At 68.3% G+C, this 19094-nt stretch carries 26 protein-coding genes; 9 read left to right on the top strand and 17 right to left on the bottom strand.

Translation table 11 applies throughout. From position 1 onward, the window contains the following. The first annotated feature begins 6 nt into the window (after positions 1 to 6). On the top strand, positions 7 to 780 hold the full coding sequence (locus ACGFH6_RS30940; RefSeq protein ID WP_393391012.1) for a mechanosensitive ion channel family protein: 774 nt from the start codon (positions 7 to 9) through the stop codon (positions 778 to 780). Here ACGFH6_RS30940 and ACGFH6_RS30935 read toward each other — a convergent pair. The 5 genes from ACGFH6_RS30935 to ACGFH6_RS30915 form a co-directional block, all read right to left on the bottom strand. Further along, entirely contained in the window at positions 728 to 1420 is a 693-nt protein-coding gene (locus ACGFH6_RS30935) for a GNAT family N-acetyltransferase (protein WP_393391010.1), read from the bottom strand. The genes ACGFH6_RS30940 and ACGFH6_RS30935 overlap by 53 nt on opposite strands. 94 nt (positions 1421 to 1514) lie before the next feature. Further along, on the bottom strand, positions 1515 to 1943 hold the full coding sequence (locus ACGFH6_RS30930; RefSeq protein WP_393391009.1) for an OsmC family protein: 429 nt from the start codon (positions 1941 to 1943) through the stop codon (positions 1515 to 1517). Between the two features lie 27 nt (positions 1944 to 1970). Further along, on the bottom strand, positions 1971 to 2390 hold the full coding sequence (locus tag ACGFH6_RS30925) for a globin (RefSeq protein ID WP_393391007.1): 420 nt from the start codon (positions 2388 to 2390) through the stop codon (positions 1971 to 1973). Between the two features lie 15 nt (positions 2391 to 2405). After that, positions 2406 to 2825, bottom strand: coding sequence for an acyl-CoA thioesterase (locus ACGFH6_RS30920; protein WP_393391005.1), 420 nt, complete (start codon positions 2823 to 2825; stop codon positions 2406 to 2408). Next, the gene (locus ACGFH6_RS30915) at positions 2822 to 3247 is read right to left on the bottom strand and encodes an acyl-CoA thioesterase (protein ID WP_393391004.1); all 426 of its coding nucleotides are present in this window, start codon (positions 3245 to 3247) and stop codon (positions 2822 to 2824) included. Before ACGFH6_RS30915 ends, ACGFH6_RS30920 begins: the two co-directional genes overlap by 4 nt. A 91-nt stretch (positions 3248 to 3338) precedes the next feature. Between ACGFH6_RS30915 and fabG the strand changes: the two genes are divergently transcribed. Continuing rightward, the gene (fabG, locus tag ACGFH6_RS30910; RefSeq protein WP_393391002.1) at positions 3339 to 4094 is read left to right on the top strand and encodes a 3-oxoacyl-ACP reductase FabG; all 756 of its coding nucleotides are present in this window, start codon (positions 3339 to 3341) and stop codon (positions 4092 to 4094) included. 11 nt (positions 4095 to 4105) lie between these two features. Next, positions 4106 to 4561, top strand: a complete 456-nt coding sequence (locus ACGFH6_RS30905; protein WP_393391001.1) for a MaoC family dehydratase — start codon at positions 4106 to 4108, stop codon at positions 4559 to 4561. A gap of 13 nt (positions 4562 to 4574) precedes the next feature. Here the strand turns inward: ACGFH6_RS30905 and ACGFH6_RS30900 are convergent, their stop codons facing one another. The 3 genes from ACGFH6_RS30900 to ACGFH6_RS30890 form a co-directional block, all read right to left on the bottom strand. Further along, positions 4575 to 5459 (bottom strand): GNAT family N-acetyltransferase, encoded by an 885-nt coding sequence (locus tag ACGFH6_RS30900; RefSeq protein ID WP_393390999.1) that lies wholly within the window; start codon positions 5457 to 5459, stop codon positions 4575 to 4577. A gap of 68 nt (positions 5460 to 5527) precedes the next feature. Continuing rightward, positions 5528 to 6355: a retropepsin-like aspartic protease gene (locus ACGFH6_RS30895; protein WP_393390998.1), complete on the bottom strand. Its 828-nt coding sequence runs from the start codon at positions 6353 to 6355 to the stop codon at positions 5528 to 5530. Beyond that, complete coding sequence (locus ACGFH6_RS30890; RefSeq protein ID WP_393390996.1) at positions 6356 to 7264, bottom strand: GNAT family N-acetyltransferase; 909 nt, start codon at positions 7262 to 7264, stop codon at positions 6356 to 6358. A 250-nt stretch (positions 7265 to 7514) separates the two neighbouring features. Here ACGFH6_RS30890 and ACGFH6_RS30885 point away from each other — a divergent pair, with 250 nt between their 5' ends. After that, positions 7515 to 8045 carry a hypothetical protein gene (locus ACGFH6_RS30885; protein ID WP_393390994.1) on the top strand — a complete coding sequence of 177 codons (531 nt, stop codon included), beginning with the start codon at positions 7515 to 7517 and terminating at the stop codon, positions 8043 to 8045. On the opposite strand, the gene ACGFH6_RS30880 is transcribed toward ACGFH6_RS30885, so the two are convergent. Beyond that, entirely contained in the window at positions 8036 to 9007 is a 972-nt protein-coding gene (locus ACGFH6_RS30880) for a helix-turn-helix transcriptional regulator (protein ID WP_393390992.1), read from the bottom strand. The genes ACGFH6_RS30885 and ACGFH6_RS30880 overlap by 10 nt on opposite strands. 53 nt (positions 9008 to 9060) lie before the next feature. Here ACGFH6_RS30880 and ACGFH6_RS30875 point away from each other — a divergent pair, with 53 nt between their 5' ends. After that, positions 9061 to 9630: a TIGR03086 family metal-binding protein gene (locus ACGFH6_RS30875; RefSeq protein WP_393390990.1), complete on the top strand. Its 570-nt coding sequence runs from the start codon at positions 9061 to 9063 to the stop codon at positions 9628 to 9630. On the opposite strand, the gene ACGFH6_RS30870 is transcribed toward ACGFH6_RS30875, so the two are convergent. From ACGFH6_RS30870 to ACGFH6_RS30860, 3 genes are read right to left on the bottom strand one after another with little or no spacing between them, the layout of a single operon-like run. Further along, positions 9627 to 10382: an SDR family oxidoreductase gene (locus ACGFH6_RS30870; RefSeq protein ID WP_393390988.1), complete on the bottom strand. Its 756-nt coding sequence runs from the start codon at positions 10380 to 10382 to the stop codon at positions 9627 to 9629. The genes ACGFH6_RS30875 and ACGFH6_RS30870 overlap by 4 nt on opposite strands. Further along, complete coding sequence (locus tag ACGFH6_RS30865) at positions 10382 to 11602, bottom strand: acetyl-CoA C-acetyltransferase (protein WP_393390986.1); 1221 nt, start codon at positions 11600 to 11602, stop codon at positions 10382 to 10384. The genes ACGFH6_RS30870 and ACGFH6_RS30865 overlap by 1 nt, the downstream gene beginning before the upstream one ends. 12 nt (positions 11603 to 11614) lie before the next feature. Next, positions 11615 to 12760, bottom strand: a complete 1146-nt coding sequence (locus tag ACGFH6_RS30860) for an acyl-CoA dehydrogenase family protein (RefSeq protein ID WP_393390984.1) — start codon at positions 12758 to 12760, stop codon at positions 11615 to 11617. Between the two features lie 73 nt (positions 12761 to 12833). Here ACGFH6_RS30860 and ACGFH6_RS30855 point away from each other — a divergent pair, with 73 nt between their 5' ends. Continuing rightward, entirely contained in the window at positions 12834 to 13433 is a 600-nt protein-coding gene (locus ACGFH6_RS30855) for a TetR/AcrR family transcriptional regulator (protein WP_393390982.1), read from the top strand. Positions 13434 to 13489: 56 nt separating this feature from the next. On the opposite strand, the gene ACGFH6_RS30850 is transcribed toward ACGFH6_RS30855, so the two are convergent. After that, positions 13490 to 14065 carry a YceI family protein gene (locus tag ACGFH6_RS30850; RefSeq protein ID WP_393390981.1) on the bottom strand — a complete coding sequence of 192 codons (576 nt, stop codon included), beginning with the start codon at positions 14063 to 14065 and terminating at the stop codon, positions 13490 to 13492. A 127-nt stretch (positions 14066 to 14192) separates the two neighbouring features. Between ACGFH6_RS30850 and ACGFH6_RS30845 the strand changes: the two genes are divergently transcribed. Next, positions 14193 to 14657, top strand: a complete 465-nt coding sequence (locus ACGFH6_RS30845) for a MarR family winged helix-turn-helix transcriptional regulator (protein ID WP_393390980.1) — start codon at positions 14193 to 14195, stop codon at positions 14655 to 14657. 45 nt (positions 14658 to 14702) lie between these two features. Here ACGFH6_RS30845 and ACGFH6_RS30840 read toward each other — a convergent pair whose 3' ends face one another. Then, positions 14703 to 16070: an FAD-dependent oxidoreductase gene (locus tag ACGFH6_RS30840; RefSeq protein ID WP_393390978.1), complete on the bottom strand. Its 1368-nt coding sequence runs from the start codon at positions 16068 to 16070 to the stop codon at positions 14703 to 14705. A gap of 92 nt (positions 16071 to 16162) precedes the next feature. Between ACGFH6_RS30840 and ACGFH6_RS30835 the strand changes: the two genes are divergently transcribed. Beyond that, positions 16163 to 16627 (top strand): MarR family winged helix-turn-helix transcriptional regulator, encoded by a 465-nt coding sequence (locus ACGFH6_RS30835; protein ID WP_393390977.1) that lies wholly within the window; start codon positions 16163 to 16165, stop codon positions 16625 to 16627. 43 nt (positions 16628 to 16670) lie between these two features. Further along, entirely contained in the window at positions 16671 to 17537 is an 867-nt protein-coding gene (locus ACGFH6_RS30830) for an aminoglycoside phosphotransferase family protein (protein ID WP_393390975.1), read from the top strand. Here the strand turns inward: ACGFH6_RS30830 and ACGFH6_RS30825 are convergent. From ACGFH6_RS30825 to ACGFH6_RS30815, 3 genes are read right to left on the bottom strand one after another with little or no spacing between them, the layout of a single operon-like run. Beyond that, entirely contained in the window at positions 17534 to 18160 is a 627-nt protein-coding gene (locus ACGFH6_RS30825) for a dihydrofolate reductase family protein (RefSeq protein ID WP_393390974.1), read from the bottom strand. The two genes, ACGFH6_RS30830 and ACGFH6_RS30825, sit on opposite strands and share 4 nt — an antisense overlap. Beyond that, positions 18157 to 18633 carry an SRPBCC domain-containing protein gene (locus ACGFH6_RS30820; protein WP_393390972.1) on the bottom strand — a complete coding sequence of 159 codons (477 nt, stop codon included), beginning with the start codon at positions 18631 to 18633 and terminating at the stop codon, positions 18157 to 18159. The genes ACGFH6_RS30825 and ACGFH6_RS30820 overlap by 4 nt, the downstream gene beginning before the upstream one ends. After that, on the bottom strand, positions 18630 to 18968 hold the full coding sequence (locus ACGFH6_RS30815; protein ID WP_393390970.1) for an ArsR/SmtB family transcription factor: 339 nt from the start codon (positions 18966 to 18968) through the stop codon (positions 18630 to 18632). The genes ACGFH6_RS30820 and ACGFH6_RS30815 overlap by 4 nt, the downstream gene beginning before the upstream one ends. Between the last annotated feature and the right edge of the window lie 126 nt (positions 18969 to 19094).

Below are 19094 nucleotides of genomic sequence, written 5' to 3'. Positions count from 1 at the left end.
GGCGAGATGCCTATTCTGACCAGCTACCTTGTGTCCCCGATCAGTCACCCCCTGTTTTCGCTGCCTGAGGCCTTCCCGACGTTCTTCCGGATGGGCAACGACGGCAAGCTGGAGGTGACCGACCAGATCTTCATGGTCCCGGCCCGGATCGCCGGGCTGATCATCGGCTTCTTCGTGCTGCGCTGGCTGCTGCACAAGGTGATCCGCCGGTTCGCCCGGCGGACCGGCAACGGCGCCGTCGCCGGGGTGTTGTCGAAGTCGAAGATCGGCCAGGGCTTCGTCGAGAACAACCTGGCCAGCGAACGCCGGACCCAGCGGGCCGAGACGATCGCCTCGCTGCTGTGCAGCGCGGTGACGATCGTGCTGACGTCCATCCTGGTGGTGATGGTGCTGGCCGAACTCGGCTTCAACATCCTCCCGGTGATCGCGTCGGCCAGCATCATCGGGGTCGCGCTCGGCTTCGGCGCGCAGACGCTGGTGAAGGACTTCCTGGCCGGCGTGTTCATGATCTTCGAGGACCAGTACGGCGTCGGCGACCTGATCGACATGGAGAAGGCCACCGGCGTGGTCGTCGCGGTCGGGCTGCGCATCACCACGCTCCGCGGCGAGGACGGAACCACCTGGTACGTCCGCAACGGCGAGGTCCTCCGGGTCGGCAACCTGACCACCCGCGACCCGAGCAGCCACGGCTCGTCCGGCGTCGGCAGCGCGACGGAGAAGGAAGAGGCTACGGACGACGAAAATGCGGTGAGCGGAAAGCAGGACGGAAGCCGAGCTTGAGGTAGAGCCGCTCGGCCGCCGAGCCCTCCATCACCTGCAACGTGAGCCGCCCGCCGGCTGCGTCCCGGCGTGCCTGCGCGAGCAGCGTCGAGGCCAGCCCGCGTCCCCGGTACGCCGGTTTCGTGGCGACCGCATAGATGCCGACCACCGGCCCGGTCCGGAACACCAGTGTCACCGACGCCGGGTCGCCGTCCACTCGCAGCAGATAGAACGACTGGTCCGGCCGCGCGTAGTTCAGCACCGCCTTCTCGCGCAGCATCGTCCGCCACCAGTCGATGTCCGGATCGTCGTCGTCCAGGAAGGCAGCACCCTGCACCTCGGCGAACGCCACCGCGTCCTCGTCCGTCGCGATCGGCGTGATCGGGTCACCCTCGACGGCGTCCGGCGGCGCCTCCATGTGCACCAGCACCTCGGCGGCCTCGAACCCGGCCGCCGCCAGCCGCTCTTCCCATCCGTCCCCGCTCCACGGCACCAACCGCACCGTGGCGGTCCCGTCCGGGAGCTCCGCATCCGCCGTCAGCGGGATCCACGCCGAGAAGTACGCGTCCTCACCGACCACCTCGATTCCGGTGGCGGTACGTCGTACCTCGCCTCGATGGGCAGCCAGGAACGCAAGGTGGTTGTCGAGCAACTCATGCACCCGCGCAGTATGCCCAGCACCGCTCGGAACTGTCTCGCAGAAACACGACACCGACCAGGCGCCACGGCTCCTGGTCGGTGTCGGTCGGAGAGTGTCAGGCGCTGAAGGTGACGTCCAGGGTGATCGGGACGGCGGACAGGGCCTGGGAGACCGGGCAGTTCTTCTTCGCACCCTCGGCGAACTCGGCGAACTCGTCGGCGGTGATGCCGGGGACCTTGCCGTTCACGGACAGCTTGATGCCGGTGATGCCCTCACCCGGCTGGAAGTCCACGTCGGCCTGGGTGTCGATCGACTCCGGCGCGTTCCCCGCACCGGCCAGCGCGTGCGACAGCGCCATCGAGAAGCAGGTCGAGTGCGCGGCCGCGATCAGCTCCTCCGGGCTGGTCCTGCCGTTCGCCTCGTTCGCCCGGGAGGCCCAGGTCACGTCGTAGGTGCCGATCCCGGACGACTCCAGGGCGACCTTGCCGGCGCCCTCCATCAGCGAGCCTTCCCAGTGGGCCTTGGCCGTACGAGTGGTAGCCATGCTCGTGTTTCTCCTTCGAAGAGAGGGTCAGCGGCCGGACACGTCGATCGCGCCGGGGTACTGCGGTTCGTCGGTGTTCACCATGCTCTGCGCGGCCATCACCATGTACGTCCAGATCTGGTCGTCCTGCTCCGGCGTCAGGGCGATCTCGTCCAGTGCCGCGCGCATGTGGCCGAGCCAGAGGTCCCGGGCGCTCGGGGTGACGGCGAACGGGGCGTGCCGCATCCGCAGCCGCGGGTGCCCGCGCTGCTCGGAGTACGTGCGTGGACCGCCCCAGTACTGCTCCAGGAACATCCGGAAGCGAACCTCGGCCGGGCCGAGATCCTCCTCCGGGTACAGCGCGCGGAGTTCGGGGTCGGCGGCGACACCGCGGTAGAACGCGGCCACCAGACGGTGGAAGGTCTCCGCCCCACCGACAGCGTCGTAAAAGCTCTGCTGGTCACTCATGTCGGATCTAGTGTCTCAAGCCGTCGAAACGTGCCTGAGCAGGGCTGCCCGTTCGGTCTCCGACAGGGGGCGTTTGGCGTGGGTCTCGGGGTCTGTGGCGACGAGCACGGACACCGCCTTGGCGTACACGTCCTCGCTCTCACCGCTGCGGTCGACGATCCACGAGCCGAGCGTGTACGACGTCGTACCGACCGCGTCGACCCACACGTCGACGTCGTACGGCGGGTGCCGCAGCAGGATCGGGCGCAGGTAGTCCACGGTCTGGCTGACCAGGACGACCGAGTGCACGGCGAACACGTCGCCGGTGACGCCGAGGATCTCACCGAGGAACGCGATCCGGGCCTCCTGCAGGTAGTCGAAGTACCGGACATTGTTGACGTGGTCGTAGGAGTCGATGTCCGACCACCGGACCAGAACGGGATGGGTGTACCTCATGCGCCCACCAGCTTCGACAGGGCCTCGCGCTCGATCGGGCTGATCCGGCGCAGGCGGTTGGCGGCGAAGTCGAACGGCACCAGGCGGGTCCGTGCCTCGACGTACGTCCGGCGCTCGGGCTCGGCGTCGAGGATCTCGTAGTCCACGGTGAACGAGGCGGCCTTGATCTCGCTGATCCACAGCTCGATCCGCACCGGCTCGGGCCGGAAGTGCAGCGGAGCGCGGTACAGGACCTCGTGGCGGGCCACCAGCAGGCCGGTCTCCAGGTCGTCCGCGCCGAGCTCCTTGGCGGTCCGGAACAGGAAGTCGACGCGGGCGTCCTGCAGGTAGTCGACGTACCGTCCGTTGTTCACATGCCCGAGGGCGTCCATGTCGCCCCATCGCAGCGGGCAGTAGTAGACATGGCGGTTGTGATGATCCACACGGCGATCATCGCATCCGGAGTACTCCCGGCGTGACGGAGCGTGGGTAATGTCATCCCCGGCAGCAGCACGGAGCGAAGGAGCAGCGCGGATGACTGATCAGCGGGTAGCGATCGTGACCGGGTCGGCCCGGGGAATCGGCGCGGCCGTCGCACTGCGGCTCGCGAAGGACGGGAACGCCGTGGCGGTCCTCGACCTCGACGAGGGCGCCTGTGAGGGCACCGTCAAGGCGATCACCGAGGCGGGCGGCAAGGCGATCGCGATCGGCTGCGACGTCAGCAAGTCGGACCAGGTGACCGCCGCCGTCGAGCGCGTGGTCGCCGAACTGGGCGCACCGACGGTGCTGGTGAACAACGCGGGCGTGCTGCGCGACAACCTGCTGTTCAAGATGTCCGAGGACGACTGGGACACCGTGATGTCGGTGCACCTGCGCGGCAGCTTCCTGATGTCCCGCGCCTGCCAGGCGCACATGGTCGAGGCCAGCTACGGCCGGATGGTGTTCCTCTCCTCCACGTCGGCGCTGGGCAACCGCGGCCAGGCGAACTACGCGTCCGCGAAGGCCGGTCTGCAGGGCCTGGCGAAGACGCTGGCGATCGAGCTGGGCAAGTTCGGCATCACCGCGAACGCGATCGCGCCCGGGTTCATCGAGACCGACATGACCGCGGCCACCGCGGCCCGGGTCGGGGTGGACTTCGAGGAGTTCAAGAAGGCGACCGCGGCCACCATCCCGGTGAACCGGACCGGCAAGCCGGAGGACATCGCCGCGGCGGCGTCGTTCTTCTGCAGCGAGGAGGCCGGGTTCGTCTCCGGCCAGGTCCTGTACGTTGCCGGCGGACCGCGAAACTGAGGGAGTTGCAGATGGCGCAGTCGTTCACCGGTGTCGACGAGGTCGTGCACGCGGTCGGCACCCAACTGGGCGAGAGCCAGTGGCTGGAGATCACCCAGGAGCAGGTGAACACGTTCGCCGACGCCACCGGCGACCACCAGTGGATCCACGTCGACGTCGAGCGCGCCAAGCAGGGCCCGTACGGCGGGACGATCGCGCACGGTTACCTCACCCTGAGCCTGATCGCGCGGTTCGGTGACGAACTGTTCTCGGTCAACGGTGTCACCGCGAAGCTCAACTACGGCGTCAACAAGGTCCGCTTCCCGGCCCCGGTCCCGGTCGGCACCCGCGTCCGCGCCAGCGCCTCGATCTCCAACGCCGTCGAGACCCCGGCCGGCGTCCAGGTCTCGCTCAACTGGGTCATCGAACTGGAGAACTCAACCAAACCCGCCTGCGTCGCGGAGACCGTCGTACTGCTCGTCCCCTGACCGGGCGAGGGGTTCAGAGCGGGCAGATCAGTACGGCGTGGGTGGCGACGCGGTCGTAGCCGAGCCACTCGTTGACGGCGATCATCGGGGCGTTGCCGTCGTAGTTGGCGGTGTAGGCGCCGCGGACGCCGGCCTCGGCGGCGCGGTGGAGGGCGGCGCACTTGACCAGCTTGGCCAGGCCGCGGCCGCGGTACTCCGGCATCGTCGCGGTCATCTGGGACCAGATCTTGGTGTGATCGCCGTTGCCCAGGGTGAACGCGACGATCTCGCCGTCGTACAGGGCCGCCGTACTCAGGTCGAGGACCATCGACGGCGAGTTCCAGATGCCCGCGAGCCAGTCGTCGTACGGCCGGGTGGTGATCTTGGCGTCACCCGGTTTGGTGCGCTGGGCAACTTCGTCGGCCTCGTAGAGCTTGCGCGGGTCGACCTGGTCCAGACCGACCAGCTCCACGCCGCTCGGGGCTCCAGGGACGTCGGGTGCCTTGGGTGGGTAGATGCCCGCGTAGTGCACCTGCCGGGTCTGCCGGTAGCCCCAGCGGGCCGCCCATTCCACGGTTGACGGGTCGGCGAACACCCGCGCACTGGTCGCTCCGGCCGCTCGCAGGTCCGCGTGGGTTGCCTCCAGCAACTTCGCACCGATCCCGCGGCCGCGGTAGTCGGGCCGGACCAGCACCCGCAGCTGCCCGTCCAGCGGATCCGACCCCGCGATCAGCGCGGTCGACGCCCAGCCCACCACCTCGCCCGCGTCCACGGCGGCGAAGGTTCCCAGTCCCAGCTCGGGAGGAGCCTGCAGTCTGCGGGTCAACGCGGTCCGCGTGACGACCAAGTACGGTGCGAGGGCATCGTGCAACGCGATCGCCCCTTCGACATCCCCCGTTTCGGCAGCCCTGATCTCCATGCGAACTCCTTCAGCGAAGTTCTCCGGAACATAACCCGCAATCAGGTGCAGACCGGATACAGACCCGATTACAGCTCTGTCTCAGCCGTTTCGTTTCGGGGACCGAGCACCAATCGCGCGCCAGTCACGTCGAACGTCATCCTGTACCGCTCCAGGTACCCTGCCCCAACCAGACCGTCGTGAACGATGTCCTGAAACTGAACCCTGGGTGACGATTGGACGGTCTGCGGCGCCGCCGCCAGGTGCACACTGCCCGGAATCGTGACCCAGTGCCGCGTCCACTCGTAGCCGGTCTCGTCCGTCCCGGTCCGCGTCGTCAGCCCCGGGCTCTCGAGATCCACGCCGCAGTCGGCCATGAACCGGGTGTCGAGGATCAGGCTGTCCGACCCGGTGTCCACCTCGACCCAGATCTCGCGCCCACTCGGCAACACCAACCGGGTGAACGGATCCACCGACACCGATTCCCGCCGTACATCGAGCGGAACCTCGGGACCGTCAGCCTGGAAGCTCTCCCGCGGTCGCACGGTCAGCGTCATCGCATCCGGGTCCGTGGTGACCGTGTGGTTCTCGAAGAAGCCGGGCCCGAGGATGCCGGCGAATCCGTTCGGATCGTCCGCATCCCCCAGATCGGCGACACCCGCGACCTGGCCGTCGACGGCGTAGTCACCAAGCGCGAGCACCGGCAGCCGGACGAGCGGCGCCGCCACCTCCTGACCCGACATCCGCCGTCCGGTGTACGTCTCGCCGGTCGACTGCACGTCGGCACGATTCGCGATGGCCGAGGCGACGACCGTGATCCCGATGCCAGTGTCGACGAGGAAGCGGTACTCCGAGTCGCCGAGCCGCACGCGCACCCGGACCAGGTGCTGCAGCCGGTCGAACCCGATGGTTGCCATCTACTCGGAGAGCGTGCGCAGGAGGCCGTACTCCGTCTGGACGCGTTGGTAACCGAGCCAGTTGTTGACGGCCAGCATCGGGCCGTTCTCGTCGTCGTTCGAGGTGTAGGCCGCGGTGATGCCGGCGTCGGCGGCACGACGGAGCGCGGCCGACTTGACCAGCTTGGCCAGGCCACGACCCCGGTACGCCGGGATCGTTCCGGTCATGCCCGACCAGGCGCGGTCGCCGACGGTCTCGATCACGGTGAACGCCGCGATCTCGTCACCCGCCATCGCGGCGACACTCAGCGACTTGTCCAGCGCCGGACCGTTCCAGATCTCCTCGAGCCACTCGTCGTACCCGACCGCGTCGATCGGTGAGTCACTCGGCTCGTCCAGTGACGCGACCGTGTCGGCGGTGTAGGCCTGGTGCGGATCCACCTGGTCGAACGTCACGAGCTCGATGCCGTCGGGCGTCGGCGGCTGCGGGGGCAGCTCCCGCGGGTCGACACCGGAGTAGTGCATCTGCCGCGTCCCGTCGTACCCGAGGTTGCGAGCGAACTCGAGGCCGTCGGGATGGACGAACGCCCGCACGCGCACAGCGCCGACCTCGCTCAGGTGCTGGTGCAGCCGCTCGGCCAGCGCACTGCCGATGCCCCGCTTGCGATGGTCCGGGTGAACGTAGATGGACAGATGGCTCTGGCCCGGACTGCTGGTCCACACGTTCAGACCGGCTGATCCCCAGGCGACCAGCTCACCGCCGGCCTCGGCGACCAGCGCCAGGAACCGCTCGCCCGGCGTCTGCACGGTGATCATGTGCCGCGTCGCGGCCGGCGACATGATCTTGTACGAGTAGACCGCGCGTCGTACCTCTGCCACAGCGTCGGCGTCGTCGCCGACGGCCGGCCGGATCACCACCGGTGTCGTCATGCCCGGACCATAACCAGCCGCCTTCCGCCTCGCCACGGAATAACGGGCGAACAGCAACGTGATCGCAACAGGTGTGCGCTCCGGACGATTCGGTGGTGGGACGCCGGGGCATTAGAGTTGCCCGGTGCTGTCGGACTGATCGCCCCGACCGCCGGAAGTGCCATCGTGCTGGGACACGACGGGGTCACCGGCGGCGGGGAGTCTGAATCCTGTTGACACCTCCCGGGTGCGTCAGGAGTAAATAGCAGCTATGGAAATTACCGATGGCGCTGCCGCAGCCCGGGTCCTGGCCGGGCTGATGGTGTCCGACGGTCCCCGGCCGGAGTACGCGGAGGCCTTCGCCCCGTTCGCCCCGTTGATCGGCAGCTGGGACCTCGACGTTTCCTGGTACGACGAGACCGGCGCGGTCACCCGGACGACCAAGGGTGAGTGGCACTTCGCCTGGGCCCTCGACGGCCGCGCGGTCGCCGACATCTGGATCACGCCGAGCCGGGTCGCCCGGGCGGTCGACGGTGACGGCGAGTGGGGCTTGTCGATCCGCATCCACGATCCCGAACTCAACGCGTTCCGCTCCACCTGGATGGGTCCGAAGGCCGCGTTCGTGATGCCGTTCGTCGCCCACGCGACCGAGGACACCATCACGCTCGAGTCCCAGACCGCCAAGACCCGCTGGGCCTTCACCGGCATCACCGAGACCGGCTTCCACTGGCGCAACGAGGACGAAGGTGCCGACGGCAACTTCATCCTCCGCCAGACCTTCGTGGCCAGACGTCAGCCGTAGGTCGCGACCGCCTCGGTCGCGAGCTCCAGCAGCCGGGTCCGCAGCTCGACCGGCTCGACCACCTCGACGTCGCTCCCGAACGCGAGCAGCAGACCGCACGCGGCCTCGCGGACACGGAAGTGCAGGGCGAGGTGCGGCCACTCGTCCTCCGCGGGTACGTCGCGGATCCTCGTGCCCTTGGCCACCATGGGCGTGGCGATCCGGCGGATCACCTCGACCCGCTCCGGGTGCACCCGAACCTCCACTTCTACGCCGACGGGAGCATGCTGCTCGAGCCCGGATCGCAGCCGCTCCCACTCCGCCCGCACATCCAGTCCGTCCGGTCGTTCGGCGGCCTCTTCGAGGATGTCGGCCTCCTCGACCCGGGACACGCGATACATCCGCGCCGCGCCACGATGCGCCGCGACGAGGTACCACCGCCCGGCCTGCTCGACCAGCCCCCACGGATCGACGGTGCGGCGCTGATGCCCTTCACTCGCGGACGCGTACTGCAGTCGCACCCGTCTCCGCGTCACCACCGCCTGCCGTAGTACCGGCAGCGCCCCGGTGTCCTCGGCCTCCGCGAACCAGCGACGCCGATCGACCACGATCGCACCCGACAACGCATCGGCGTCGTCCTGCAACTCCAGCGGCAACGTGGCCGACAGCTTGCCCATCGCGGACTGCAACGCATCCCGCAGACCGAGCTCGTCGGACAACGCCGACCGCCCCGACCAGGCGAACAACGCCTGCGCCTCCCGCGGCGTCAACCCGCTGACATCCGCCCGATACCCCGGCAGCAGCACGCAGCCACCGTTGCGCCCACGCTCGGTGTAGACGGGTACGCCGGCCGCCGACAACGCCTCCATGTCGCGCATCACCGTCCGCGTCGACACCTCCAGCCGCTCGGCCAACTCCCGCGCACTCAACCGCGCATGCCGCTGCAACAGCAGAATGATCTGCAACAACCGGTCGGCTCGCACGAGTTCAGAATATGCGACAGAAGATGTCGTATATACCCCGCGAGGCTGTCGTCATGAACACCAACGATCCCCGTCCGATGCTCATCCGCGCTCTCGACCAGACGCAGCACCTGGTCGACACCACCGATCCCGACGACCTCGACCGACCGACCCCCTGCCCGGAGTTCGACGTCAACACCCTGCTGGGCCACCTGCTCACCGTCGTCGGCCGGATCGACCTGGCGCTGAACGGTGGCAACCCGCTCGACGTACCGCACATCACCACGGGCGTCGACGACGTTCCGGCCGAGTGGAAGCAGCGCCGTACCGCGCTCGACGAGACGCTGGCGGCCGACGGCGTCCTCGACCGCACCTGCAAGTTGCCGTGGGCAACGCTTCCGGGCGCGGCCGCGATCGCTGCTTACACTGCCGAGCTCACCATGCACTCGTGGGACCTGGCGAAGGCGACCGATCGCCTCGGACAGCTCGACGACGCGCTGGCGACGTACTGCCTGCCTCTGGTGCGGCGGTTCGTCCCGGCCGAACAGCGTGGCGGTCCTGTCCCGTTCGGCCCCGTCGTACCGGTCGCCGATGACGCGTCGCCGTACGACCAGTTGGCGGGCTGGCAGGGACGGCAGCCCTAACCGACGATCCCGCCGTTGAGGGTGAGTCCGCCGTCGATCGTGATGGTCTGACCGGTGATCCACGACGCCTCGTCCGACAGCAGGAACCACACCAGCGAGGCAACGTCCTCCGGCGTACCCAACCGGCGCAACGGGTACGTCGAGGCGACCTTGTCCTCACGGCCTTCGTAGAGGGCTCCGGCGAACCTGGTCTTGACCACCGCCGGAGCCACTGCGTTGACCCGGATCTCCGGTGCCAGCTCGACCGCCAGCTCAGCGGTCACGCGCGACACCATCGCCTTGGTCGCGCCGTACCAGCCGATGCCCGGCGACGGCGCCAGGCCGGCCACCGAAGACAGGTTGACCACCGCACCGCCGTGTGCGCGCATCCAGGCGTCCCGGCACGCCTTCACCCAGGCGATCGTGGCCAGCACGTTGGTGTCGACCATCTTGGCCGCGACCGCCTGGTCGACGTCGAGCAGCTTGCCGTAGATCGGATTGATGCCGGTGTTGTTCACCAGCAGATCCACCGACCCGTACGTCGCCACCGCCGCGGCCACCACGGTCGCCCGGTGCTCGGGATCCGCGGCCTTCCCGGCGACCGCGAGCGCGTGCTCCCGGCCACCCAGCGACTCGACCGCTTGGTCGAGCGTCTCCTGGGTGCGGCCGGTGATCACCACGCGAGCGCCATCGGCCACCAGGCGACGCGCGACTGCCAGCCCGATGCCCCGGGAGGCCCCGGTGACGATCGCCGTACGGTTCTCCAGACTCATCAGCTGAGGCGCTCGAGGACGACCGCCATGCCCTGGCCGCCGCCGACGCACATGGTCTCCAGGCCGAACTGCTTGTCCTCGAACTGCAGCCCGTTCACCAGCGTGGTCATGATCCGCGCACCGGTCGAGCCGAACGGGTGCCCGAGCGCGATCGCGCCGCCGTGCACGTTGAGCTTGTCCTCGTCGATGCCGAGCTCACGCGCCGAGCCGATCACCTGGACCGCGAAGGCCTCGTTGATCTCGACCAGGTCGATATCGTTGATGCTCATCCCGGCCCGCGCCAGCGCCTGCTTCGACGCCTCCACCGGACCGAGCCCCATGATCTCCGGCGACAGACCGCTCACGCCGGTCGACACGATCCGCGCCAGCGGGGTCAGGCCGAGCTCACGAGCCTTGGTGTCACTCATGATCACGACCGCGGCGGCACCGTCGTTCAGCGGGCAGCAGTTGCCGGCCGTGACCGTACCGTTCGGCCGGAACACCGGCTTGAGGCCACTGACGCCTTCCAGCGTCGTCCCCGCCCGCGGTCCGTCGTCCTTGCTCACCACGGTCCCGTCCGGCAGCGTCACCGGCGTGATCTCACGCTCGAAGAAGCCGTTGCCGATCGCCTTCTCGGCCAGGTTCTGCGAGCGGACGCCGAACGCGTCCTGCTCCGCGCGGGAGATGCCCCTGAGCGTCGCCACGTTCTCGGCGGTCTGGCCCATCGCGATGTAGACGTCCGGGATCTGCCCGTCCTCGCGCGGGTCGTGCCAGGTGTCGTTCGTCTCGGCGTACTTCTCGGTCCGCTGCACCGCGTCGGTGAAGACCGGGTTGAACGAGCTCGGGTCACCGACCCCGGCCGAGCCGAAGTTCTTGTACCGCGACACGCACTCGACGCCGGCGCTGACGAAGATGTCGCCCTCACCGGACTTGATCGCGTGGAAGGCCATCCGCGCGGTCTGCGTCGACGACGCGCAGAACCGGTTGACCGTCGTCGCCGGGGTGTTGTCCCAGCCGAGCTGGATCGCGACCCGGCGGGCCATGTTGCCGCCGTGCTCGTCGTGCGGCTCCGCACACCCGAGCGCCAGGTCCTCGATCTGGTCACCGGTCAGCCCGATCTTGCCGACCGCCGCCTGGATCATCTGTACGGCGAGGTCGTCCGGCCGGATCGTGGTCATCGATCCCTTGTACGCGCGGCCGATCGGCGAGCGGGCCGTGGACACGATCACTGCTTCAGGCACAACGCTTCCCTTCTACAGGCCGAGGTCACGGCCGATGAGTTCCTTCATGATCTCGTTCGAGCCGGCCCAGATCTTCGTCACCCGGGCGTCCCGCCAGGCACGGGCGACGCGGTACTCGTTCATGTAGCCGTAGCCGCCGTGCAGTTGCACACACGCGTCCAGGATCTCGTTCTGCACTTGGGCGGCCCACCACTTGACCTTGGCCGCGTCCACCGCGGACAGGCGGTCCTCGTCGTGCGCGACGATCGCGTTGTCGACGTACGCCTGGGTGACCTCGGCCTTGGTGACGAGTTCGGCGACCAGGAACTTGTTGTACTGGAACGAGCCGACCGGCTGGCCGAACGCCTTGCGCTGCTTCACGTAGTCGATCGTCTCGGCCAGGATCTGGGTCGCCTGGGCGATGTTTGACACCGCGGCACCCACCCGCTCCTGGGCCAGCCGCTCCATCATGTGGATGAAGCCGCGGTCGACCTCGCCGAGCACGTTGTCGTCACTGACGAACACGTCCTCGAAGAACAGTTCCGACGTACCGGACTCGGTCTGGCCGACCTTGTCCAGCTTGCGGCCGCGGGCGAAGCCCTCCATGCCCTCCTCGATCACGAACAGCGTGATGCCCTTCGCGCCCTTGGCCGGGTCGGTGCGGGCGGCCACGATGACCAGGTCGGCCATGTCGCCGTTGGTGATGAAGGTCTTCGACCCGTTCACCACCCAGCCGCCGTCGGCCCTCTTCGCGCTCGTCTTCAGCGCGGCCAGGTCGGATCCGCCGGACGGCTCGGTCATCGCGATCGCGGCGACGTACTCACCGGAGCAGAACTTCGGCAGCCAGCGCTGCTTCTGCTCCTCGGTGCCCAGGTCGACGATGTACGGCGCGCAGCAGTCGAAGTGGATGCCGAAGCAACTGGACAGCGACGCGGAGACCTTGGAGACCTCTTCGGCGAAGACCGCGTTGAACCGGTAGTCGCCGACACTCGAACCGCCGTACTCCTCCGGCACGTCGAGGCCGAGGAAGCCCTGCTTGCCGGCCTCGAGCCAGGCGGCCCGGTCGACCGTCTTCTCCTCGAGGAACTGCTCCATCCGCGGCACCAGCGAACGGTCGCAGTACTCCTTCGCACTGGCCCGGAACGCGTGATGGTCCTCGTTGAAGATGACGCGCTCCATGGGGCCTCCCCGAGGTGTGAGATGCGTGGCTAAGCGCTTGCTTAGCTTCGCCCGTTCGGTGCATGGTGTCAACGTGTCCGCAGTCACGAGTCCCCTGGTCTGGGAGCATGTCCAGCCAGCCGCCGCACGCCGGCTGCTGACCGGCGCCGTCGACGCCTTCGCCGAGCGTGGGTTCCAGGCGACCACCACGCGCGACATCGCCTCCCGCGCCGGGATGAGCCCGGCCGCGCTCTACGTGCACTACCCGTCCAAGGAGCGCCTGCTCTTCGAGATCAGCCTGTACGGGCACAACGCCGCGCTGGAGGTACTGCGTTCGGCCGACACCGGTCCAACCCCCGCGGACCGCCTCCGCTCACTCGTCTCCGCCTTCACGGCGTGGCACGCGCAGCACCACACGATCGCCCGTGTGGTGCAGTACGAACTGGCCGCTCTGTCGCCCGAGCACCTCGCCGAGGTCGCGACCATCCGCCGGGCCATCTCCACGCAGATCGAGCAGGTCCTGGCAGACGGCGTACGCGACGGCTCGTTCGCGGTGACGGACCTGCCGGGGACGACACTCGCCGTACTCTCGCTGTCCATCGACGTGGCCCGGTGGTACACGCCACACCGGGCAGACCCGGAGGCGTTGGGCAAGCTGTACGCCGACCTCGCGCACCGGATGGTCCAGACATAGGAAGACCCCGCACCCACCTGGTGCGGGGTCTTTCCGACGCTACGTCAGCCGAGGTGTCAGGCCTGCAGAGCCGCCTGGACGTCCAGGTGGATGTCGACCTTGTCACCGATCAGGAGCTTGCCACCCTCGAGCGGCACGTTGAAGTCGATGCCCCAGTCCTTGCGGCTGATCGAGGTGGAGGCCTCGAAGCCGATGATGGTCTGGCCGTAGGCGTTCTGGTCCACGCCGAGGAACTCGACCGCGAGCTCGATCGGCTTGGTGACGTTCTTGATCGTCAGCTCGCCGGCCAGGATGTAGTCGTCACCCTCGGGCTTGAAGGCGGTGCTGGCGAAGGTCATCTTCGGGCTGTTCTCGGCGTCGAAGAAGTCGCCGGAGCGCAGGTGCCCGTCACGCTGCTCGCTGCGGGTGTGCACGGAGGCCAGCTCGACGGTCACGTTGGCGGTCGACTCCTCCAGTGAGTCCTTCACGACGATCTCGCCGGCGTACTCCTGGAAGGTGCCGCGGACCTTGGTCATCAGGTGGCGGACGGTGAAGCCGATCTCGCTGTGCGCGGTGTCGAGGGCGTAGGTGCCGGCGACCAGGCCGGGGATGCTGCTGGTCGGGGTCGTGCCGGCATTGATGGTCTCGCTCATGGGTTCCTCTCGAAGGGGGCGTACTGGTCGGGGGCGACGCAGCGTGGAGGTTAAAATTTCAACCTCTTGCTGCGACAGTAGTGAGGAACGGTTTAAAAGTCAATTACATTCCCGGTACACTGATCCCGTGACGACGACGACTGAGACCCGGTGGCTCGACGCCGAGCAGCAGGTGGCATGGCGTGCGTACCTGCTGGGGACCGCACGCCTGATGGCCAAACTGGACGACGACCTGCGTCAGTTCGGCCTGGGTATCAACGACTACGAGATCCTGGTCCGGCTCTCCGAGGCGCCCGACCGGCGGCTGCGGATGGCCGACCTGGCCGACCGGCTGCACCAGAGCCGCTCCCGCCTGACCCACACCGTGGGCCGGCTGGAGACCGCCGAGCTGGTCCGCCGTACGTCCTGCACGAGCGACAAGCGCGGCGTCTGGGCCGAGCTGACCGAGGCCGGCCTCCAGCTGCTCGAGCAGGCCGCGCCGTACCACGTGGAGGGCGTCCGGGAGAACCTGGTCGACCTGGCCACCCCCGAGGACTTCGCGGCGATCGGCCGCGTCTTCGACTCTGTGTCGGAGCACATCGGCCAGCGCTGACGCGCGGACAGCGGCCGACCCGGAGCACTCCTTCGGGCCGGCTTGTCAACGTGCCGTCGGGGCCGGGCTGATCTCCAGGGCCAGTTGGTCACGGTCAGCCCCGCGGTAGGCGAGCATCGAGTCACGCATCCGCCGCTTCACCGGCGGCAGGTGGTTGACGGTCCGCATCGCGGTGCGCATCCCGGCCAGCGCCAGCCGCCCGATCACCGGCTTGTACACCGGGTCGTCGGACGTCATCTGCGCCCGCGACTTCAGTACGGCGTCGAAGCCGTACTCGATCATCTTCGCCTCGTACGCCCGTACCGCCGGGATCAGCTCCTGGCGACCGTCACGCACCTCGATCAGCTGCCGGCACAGGTTCACCGCGTCCCTCAACGCGGTGTTCGCGCCGACGCCGCGCCCCGGCGTCATCGTGTGAATGGCGTCGCCGAGCAGCGTCACATTCGTCGTCTGCCACGGCTCGAGTGGGACCGAGGTCCAGATGTTCACCGGAAAGCAGGTACCGGGGTCGGTCAGCTCGAACAGCCGCCGCAGATTCGGATGCCAGTCCGGTGTGAGCCGGAGGGCGAGGTCGATCAGCTCCTGCCCTCGCAGTTCCATGATGTTGGCGGGCATCGTGTCCCTGGTCGCCGACAGGCCCCAGTTGATGTAGTCGCGAGTGTTGTCGAACTGCAGCCCGGGCCAGCGCCGGATCAGTTCCTCGGTGTTGCCGCCGATCCCGCTCTTCACGTTGCCGTCCCGGTCCCACTGGAACTCCATCACGTGCAGGATGCAGGCCAACCCGTGCGGCGCGTTGACCATCGAGATGCCCTCGAACACCCTCGGCGGCACCAGCTTCGCGCTCGCCGCGGTGATCGGCAGCTTCCCCGCGATCGCGACGATCCCGGTCTCCTCGGTCCCGGCCTGCGGCAGGTACTGGCGTCGTACCCGCGAGCCCGAGCCGTCGGCGGCCACCAGCAGGTCACCGGTCGCCTGCGTGCCATCCGCGAAGTACGCCGTCACCTGGTCGCCGTGCTGCTCGAAGCGGGTGAACTCCTTGCCGAACTCGACCACGTCGTCCAGACCGGTGAGCAGCACCTGTCGCAGCGTCATCCGGCTGATCGACTTCTCGCTTTCGACCGGGTCGGTCGATTCCGGCAGGTCGAACGACAGGACCTCCTTCAGGTCCTCGGTGAGCATGTTGAAGTACTTCGGGTCACGCGCCCTGGTCGCCACGAAAGTGTCGTACAGGTCGGCCGGCAGTAGCGCGTGCAGCGCCCGGCTGCCATCAGGGTCGATCCCGACCCGGTAGCCGTGCAGCCCGTCGGTCCGGAGCTCGTCCCGCTCGAACACCGTCACGCCGATGCCGGCCCGCTTCAGCCCGTGCGCCAGCGCCAGCCCGCCTGTCCCGCCACCGATCACCAGCACCTTCATCGCTCTCTCCTTTATCTCGGTTCTTCAAGTATCTTGGCAATCCGAGTATCTTGGAGATCCGAGAGAAATGCAACCCCTATGCTGAGGTGGCCATGACCAGTGCCAGAGATGAGCTCGCCGGCGAGATCCAGGAGCGGATGATCCACCTGATCGCGAGCGTCGTGCTGTTCAACCACGCGGTCTCCGCGAAGATCGGTCTGGGCGCCAGCGACTCCCAGTTCATGACGCTGCTGCAGACCTACGGACCGCTGACGCCGAGGGAGCTCGCCGAGCACACCGGCCTCACCTCGGGCACGGTCACCGGTGTCATCGACCGGCTCGAGGCCCACGGCTTCGTCACCCGTCGACCGGATCCCGGTGATCGCCGCAAGGTCGTGGTCACGCCGTCGACGGAGGCGATCCAGGAGAAGCTCGTCCCGCTGTACGCCGAGCAGGCCGAGCGCATGCACGCGGTCCTGGCGTCGCGTAGCACTGAGGAACTGCGGACCATCTCCGCCTTCCTTGCGGACGCGGTCGGCAACTCGCAGCCGGTCAAGGATGGTTTAGCCGATAGCTAAAGCCTTTGATGCGCCTTCACCGCACCCCGGAGAATCTCGTCGCGTGACGGACATTCACGAAGACGGCCGGGCCGGCATCGACGCGGCACTGGTACGGCGACTGATCGCGACGCAGTTCCCGCAGTGGGCCGAGCTGCCGGTGACGCCGGTCAAGGTCGACGGCTGGGACAACCGGACGTACCGGCTCGGCGAAGACCTGACCGCGCGCCTGCCGACGCACGAGAGCTACACCGCCGCGGTGCACAAGGAGCACGAGTGGCTGCCGAAGCTGGCTCCGGTCCTGCCCGTCCCGATCCCCGAGGCGGTCGCCAAGGGCTCACCGGGCGAGGGGTATCCGTTCCACTGGGCCATCCGGCGCTGGCTGGACGGCGCCACCGCGTCGTACGAGACCGTTGCCGACCTCAACGAATTCGCGCGGTCGATCGCCGGGTTCATCCTCGCGTTGCAGGCTGCGGACGCCACGGGTGGACCGGCGGCCGGTGCGCACAGCTTCTACCGCGGTGCGCCGCCGGAGCACTACCACGACGAGACCGTCGAGGCGCTCGGCGTACTGAAAGGACGGATCGACACCGACCTGGCGCGCGACGTCTGGGACGCGGCACTGGCGACGTCGTGGGACCGGCCGCCGGTGTGGTTCCACGGAGACATCGCGAGCGGGAACCTGCTGGTGAAGGACGGCCGGTTGTCCGCTGTCATCGACTTCGGCACCTCAGGCGTCGGCGACCCGGCGTGCGATCTGGTGATCGCGTACACGTTCTTCTCCGGCGAGTCCCGCGTCGCCTTCCGGGAGGCCGTCGGGCAGGACGCCGGAACCTGGGCACGCGCCCGAGGCTGGGCGCTGTGGAAGGCTCTCATCACGACGGACCTTCCAGTCGTCGAGCGCGTCCTGGCGGACTACCAGGCCGGCTAGACGAAGGCTGTCACCCCTTCGTACTCCGCGAGTGGAGCGGCGCCGGTGGCGTCGTACTGCAGGATCACCAGGCCGTTCGGCGTCACCTCGTGCTCGGTGATGTGGAGTCCGGTCGGCGCACTCGGGTGGTCGAGCAGGCGTCGTCCGGAGCCGATCACGGTCGGGGCGACGACGAGTCGGAGCGTGTCGACGAGACCCGCCGCCAGCAGCGCGTTGCCGAGTCGAGCACTCCCGTGGATCTGGAGCTCCCGTCCTGGCTGGGCCTTGAGCTCGCCGACGGTCTGGACGGGATCGCCACGGAGGACAGTGGTCGGGTCCCAGGTGCCTTCGGTGAGGGTGTTGGTGACGACGTACTTCGGTAATGCGTTCATCCGCGCGGTGAATGGGTCGTCCGGGTCGGTGATCTGCGGCCAATCGCGGGCGAACGCCTGGTACGTCCGGCGACCGAGCAGCAGTCCGTCGGCGAGATCGAGCCAGTCCGAGGTACGCCGTACGAAGGCTTCGTCCAGGTAGGGCACGAGCCAGCCGCCACGGGTGAAGCCGTCGCTGGTGTCCTCGGTCGACGAGCCGGGACCTTGGCTGACCCCGTCGAGGGTGACGAACTCCGTGAGTACGAGCTTCACCGCGCGGCCTCCTGCTCGGCGATGGTGGCGAGTTGCTTGGTGACCGCGCCCCAGCCGTCGGCGAAGCCGAGCTCCTCATGGCGGGCACGGGCCGCCGTATCGCCGTGGCGGACGAGGACCCGGTAGTCGGTGCCGTCCTGGTGATCCGCCAACGTGATCTCGGCCGTCATCAGGACCGGCGCAGGTTGTGCGGGGCGCCAGGAGCTGTCGAGCGCGGTCGTGAACACGATGCGCTCCAGCTCGTCGACGACGACGAAGCAGGCGTCGAGATGTGGACCGAAGTCCGTGCCGTCACCGCTCAGCTGAGTCACGAGCGCACCGCCGGGACGCGGCTCCAGGCGGTCGACCCGGCACACGGCCGGCGCCGGAACCCACCATTTCTCGAAGCGGGACGGATCGGTCCATGCGCGCCAGACCACCGCACGCGGCGCGCGGATGACGCGGTCCACGGTCAGGTCGAGATCGGGGTTCATGAGGGCTCCTCCATCGGATCGGTGACGAATCGTTCGAGCCGGTCGGTACGGTCGGCCCAGATCCGGCGCTGTTCCGCGAGCCAGTCGTCGACCAGCGCGAGCCGGTCGCGGTCGAGCACGCAGGTGCGCACCCGGCCGACCTTCACCGTGCGGATCAGGCCGTTGCTCTCCAGCGTCCGGACGTGCTTCATGAACGACGGCAGGGTCATCGGGAACTCGGCGGCGAGCTCGCCCACACTCGTCGGACCGCGGCCGAGGCGCCGAATGACGCTGCGCCTGGTCGGGTCGGCGAGCGCGACGAACACACCGTCGACCTCCGCCGAATACTGTGCCATGAGGCTAAGTATTGCCATAACCAAACACTTAGATCAAGGGCTAAGTGTTTGCGAGCGTCAGAGCCGACCCGCTCACCCGCTGCCCGGGCCTGGCCTTGCCGCGGTGCCGCGAGTGGATTAGCGTCT

The sequence above is a fragment of the Kribbella sp. NPDC049227 genome (assembly GCF_043197265.1).
Classification (GTDB): domain Bacteria; phylum Actinomycetota; class Actinomycetes; order Propionibacteriales; family Kribbellaceae; genus Kribbella.
This window is presented reverse-complemented; position numbering and strand designations above follow the sequence as displayed.

Coding starts and splice junctions, on each gene's coding strand:
- ACGFH6_RS30940 (WP_393391012.1), top strand. CDS start 7: ATGCCTATTCTGACCAGCTACCTTGTGTCCCCGATCAGTCACCCCCTG.
- fabG (WP_393391002.1), top strand. CDS start 3,339: ATGACTGATCAGCGGGTAGCGATCGTGACCGGGTCGGCCCGGGGAATC.
- ACGFH6_RS30885 (WP_393390994.1), top strand. CDS start 7,515: ATGGAAATTACCGATGGCGCTGCCGCAGCCCGGGTCCTGGCCGGGCTG.
- ACGFH6_RS30820 (WP_393390972.1), bottom strand. CDS start 18,633: ATGAACCCCGATCTCGACCTGACCGTGGACCGCGTCATCCGCGCGCCG.
- ACGFH6_RS30930 (WP_393391009.1), bottom strand. CDS start 1,943: ATGGCTACCACTCGTACGGCCAAGGCCCACTGGGAAGGCTCGCTGATG.
- ACGFH6_RS30890 (WP_393390996.1), bottom strand. CDS start 7,264: ATGACGACACCGGTGGTGATCCGGCCGGCCGTCGGCGACGACGCCGAC.
- ACGFH6_RS30835 (WP_393390977.1), top strand. CDS start 16,163: ATGACCAGTGCCAGAGATGAGCTCGCCGGCGAGATCCAGGAGCGGATG.
- ACGFH6_RS30900 (WP_393390999.1), bottom strand. CDS start 5,459: ATGGAGATCAGGGCTGCCGAAACGGGGGATGTCGAAGGGGCGATCGCG.
- ACGFH6_RS30870 (WP_393390988.1), bottom strand. CDS start 10,382: ATGAGTCTGGAGAACCGTACGGCGATCGTCACCGGGGCCTCCCGGGGC.
- ACGFH6_RS30905 (WP_393391001.1), top strand. CDS start 4,106: ATGGCGCAGTCGTTCACCGGTGTCGACGAGGTCGTGCACGCGGTCGGC.
- ACGFH6_RS30925 (WP_393391007.1), bottom strand. CDS start 2,390: ATGAGTGACCAGCAGAGCTTTTACGACGCTGTCGGTGGGGCGGAGACC.
- ACGFH6_RS30815 (WP_393390970.1), bottom strand. CDS start 18,968: ATGGCACAGTATTCGGCGGAGGTCGACGGTGTGTTCGTCGCGCTCGCC.
- ACGFH6_RS30875 (WP_393390990.1), top strand. CDS start 9,061: ATGAACACCAACGATCCCCGTCCGATGCTCATCCGCGCTCTCGACCAG.
- ACGFH6_RS30850 (WP_393390981.1), bottom strand. CDS start 14,065: ATGAGCGAGACCATCAATGCCGGCACGACCCCGACCAGCAGCATCCCC.
- ACGFH6_RS30840 (WP_393390978.1), bottom strand. CDS start 16,070: ATGAAGGTGCTGGTGATCGGTGGCGGGACAGGCGGGCTGGCGCTGGCG.
- ACGFH6_RS30860 (WP_393390984.1), bottom strand. CDS start 12,760: ATGGAGCGCGTCATCTTCAACGAGGACCATCACGCGTTCCGGGCCAGT.
- ACGFH6_RS30920 (WP_393391005.1), bottom strand. CDS start 2,825: ATGAGGTACACCCATCCCGTTCTGGTCCGGTGGTCGGACATCGACTCC.
- ACGFH6_RS30895 (WP_393390998.1), bottom strand. CDS start 6,355: ATGGCAACCATCGGGTTCGACCGGCTGCAGCACCTGGTCCGGGTGCGC.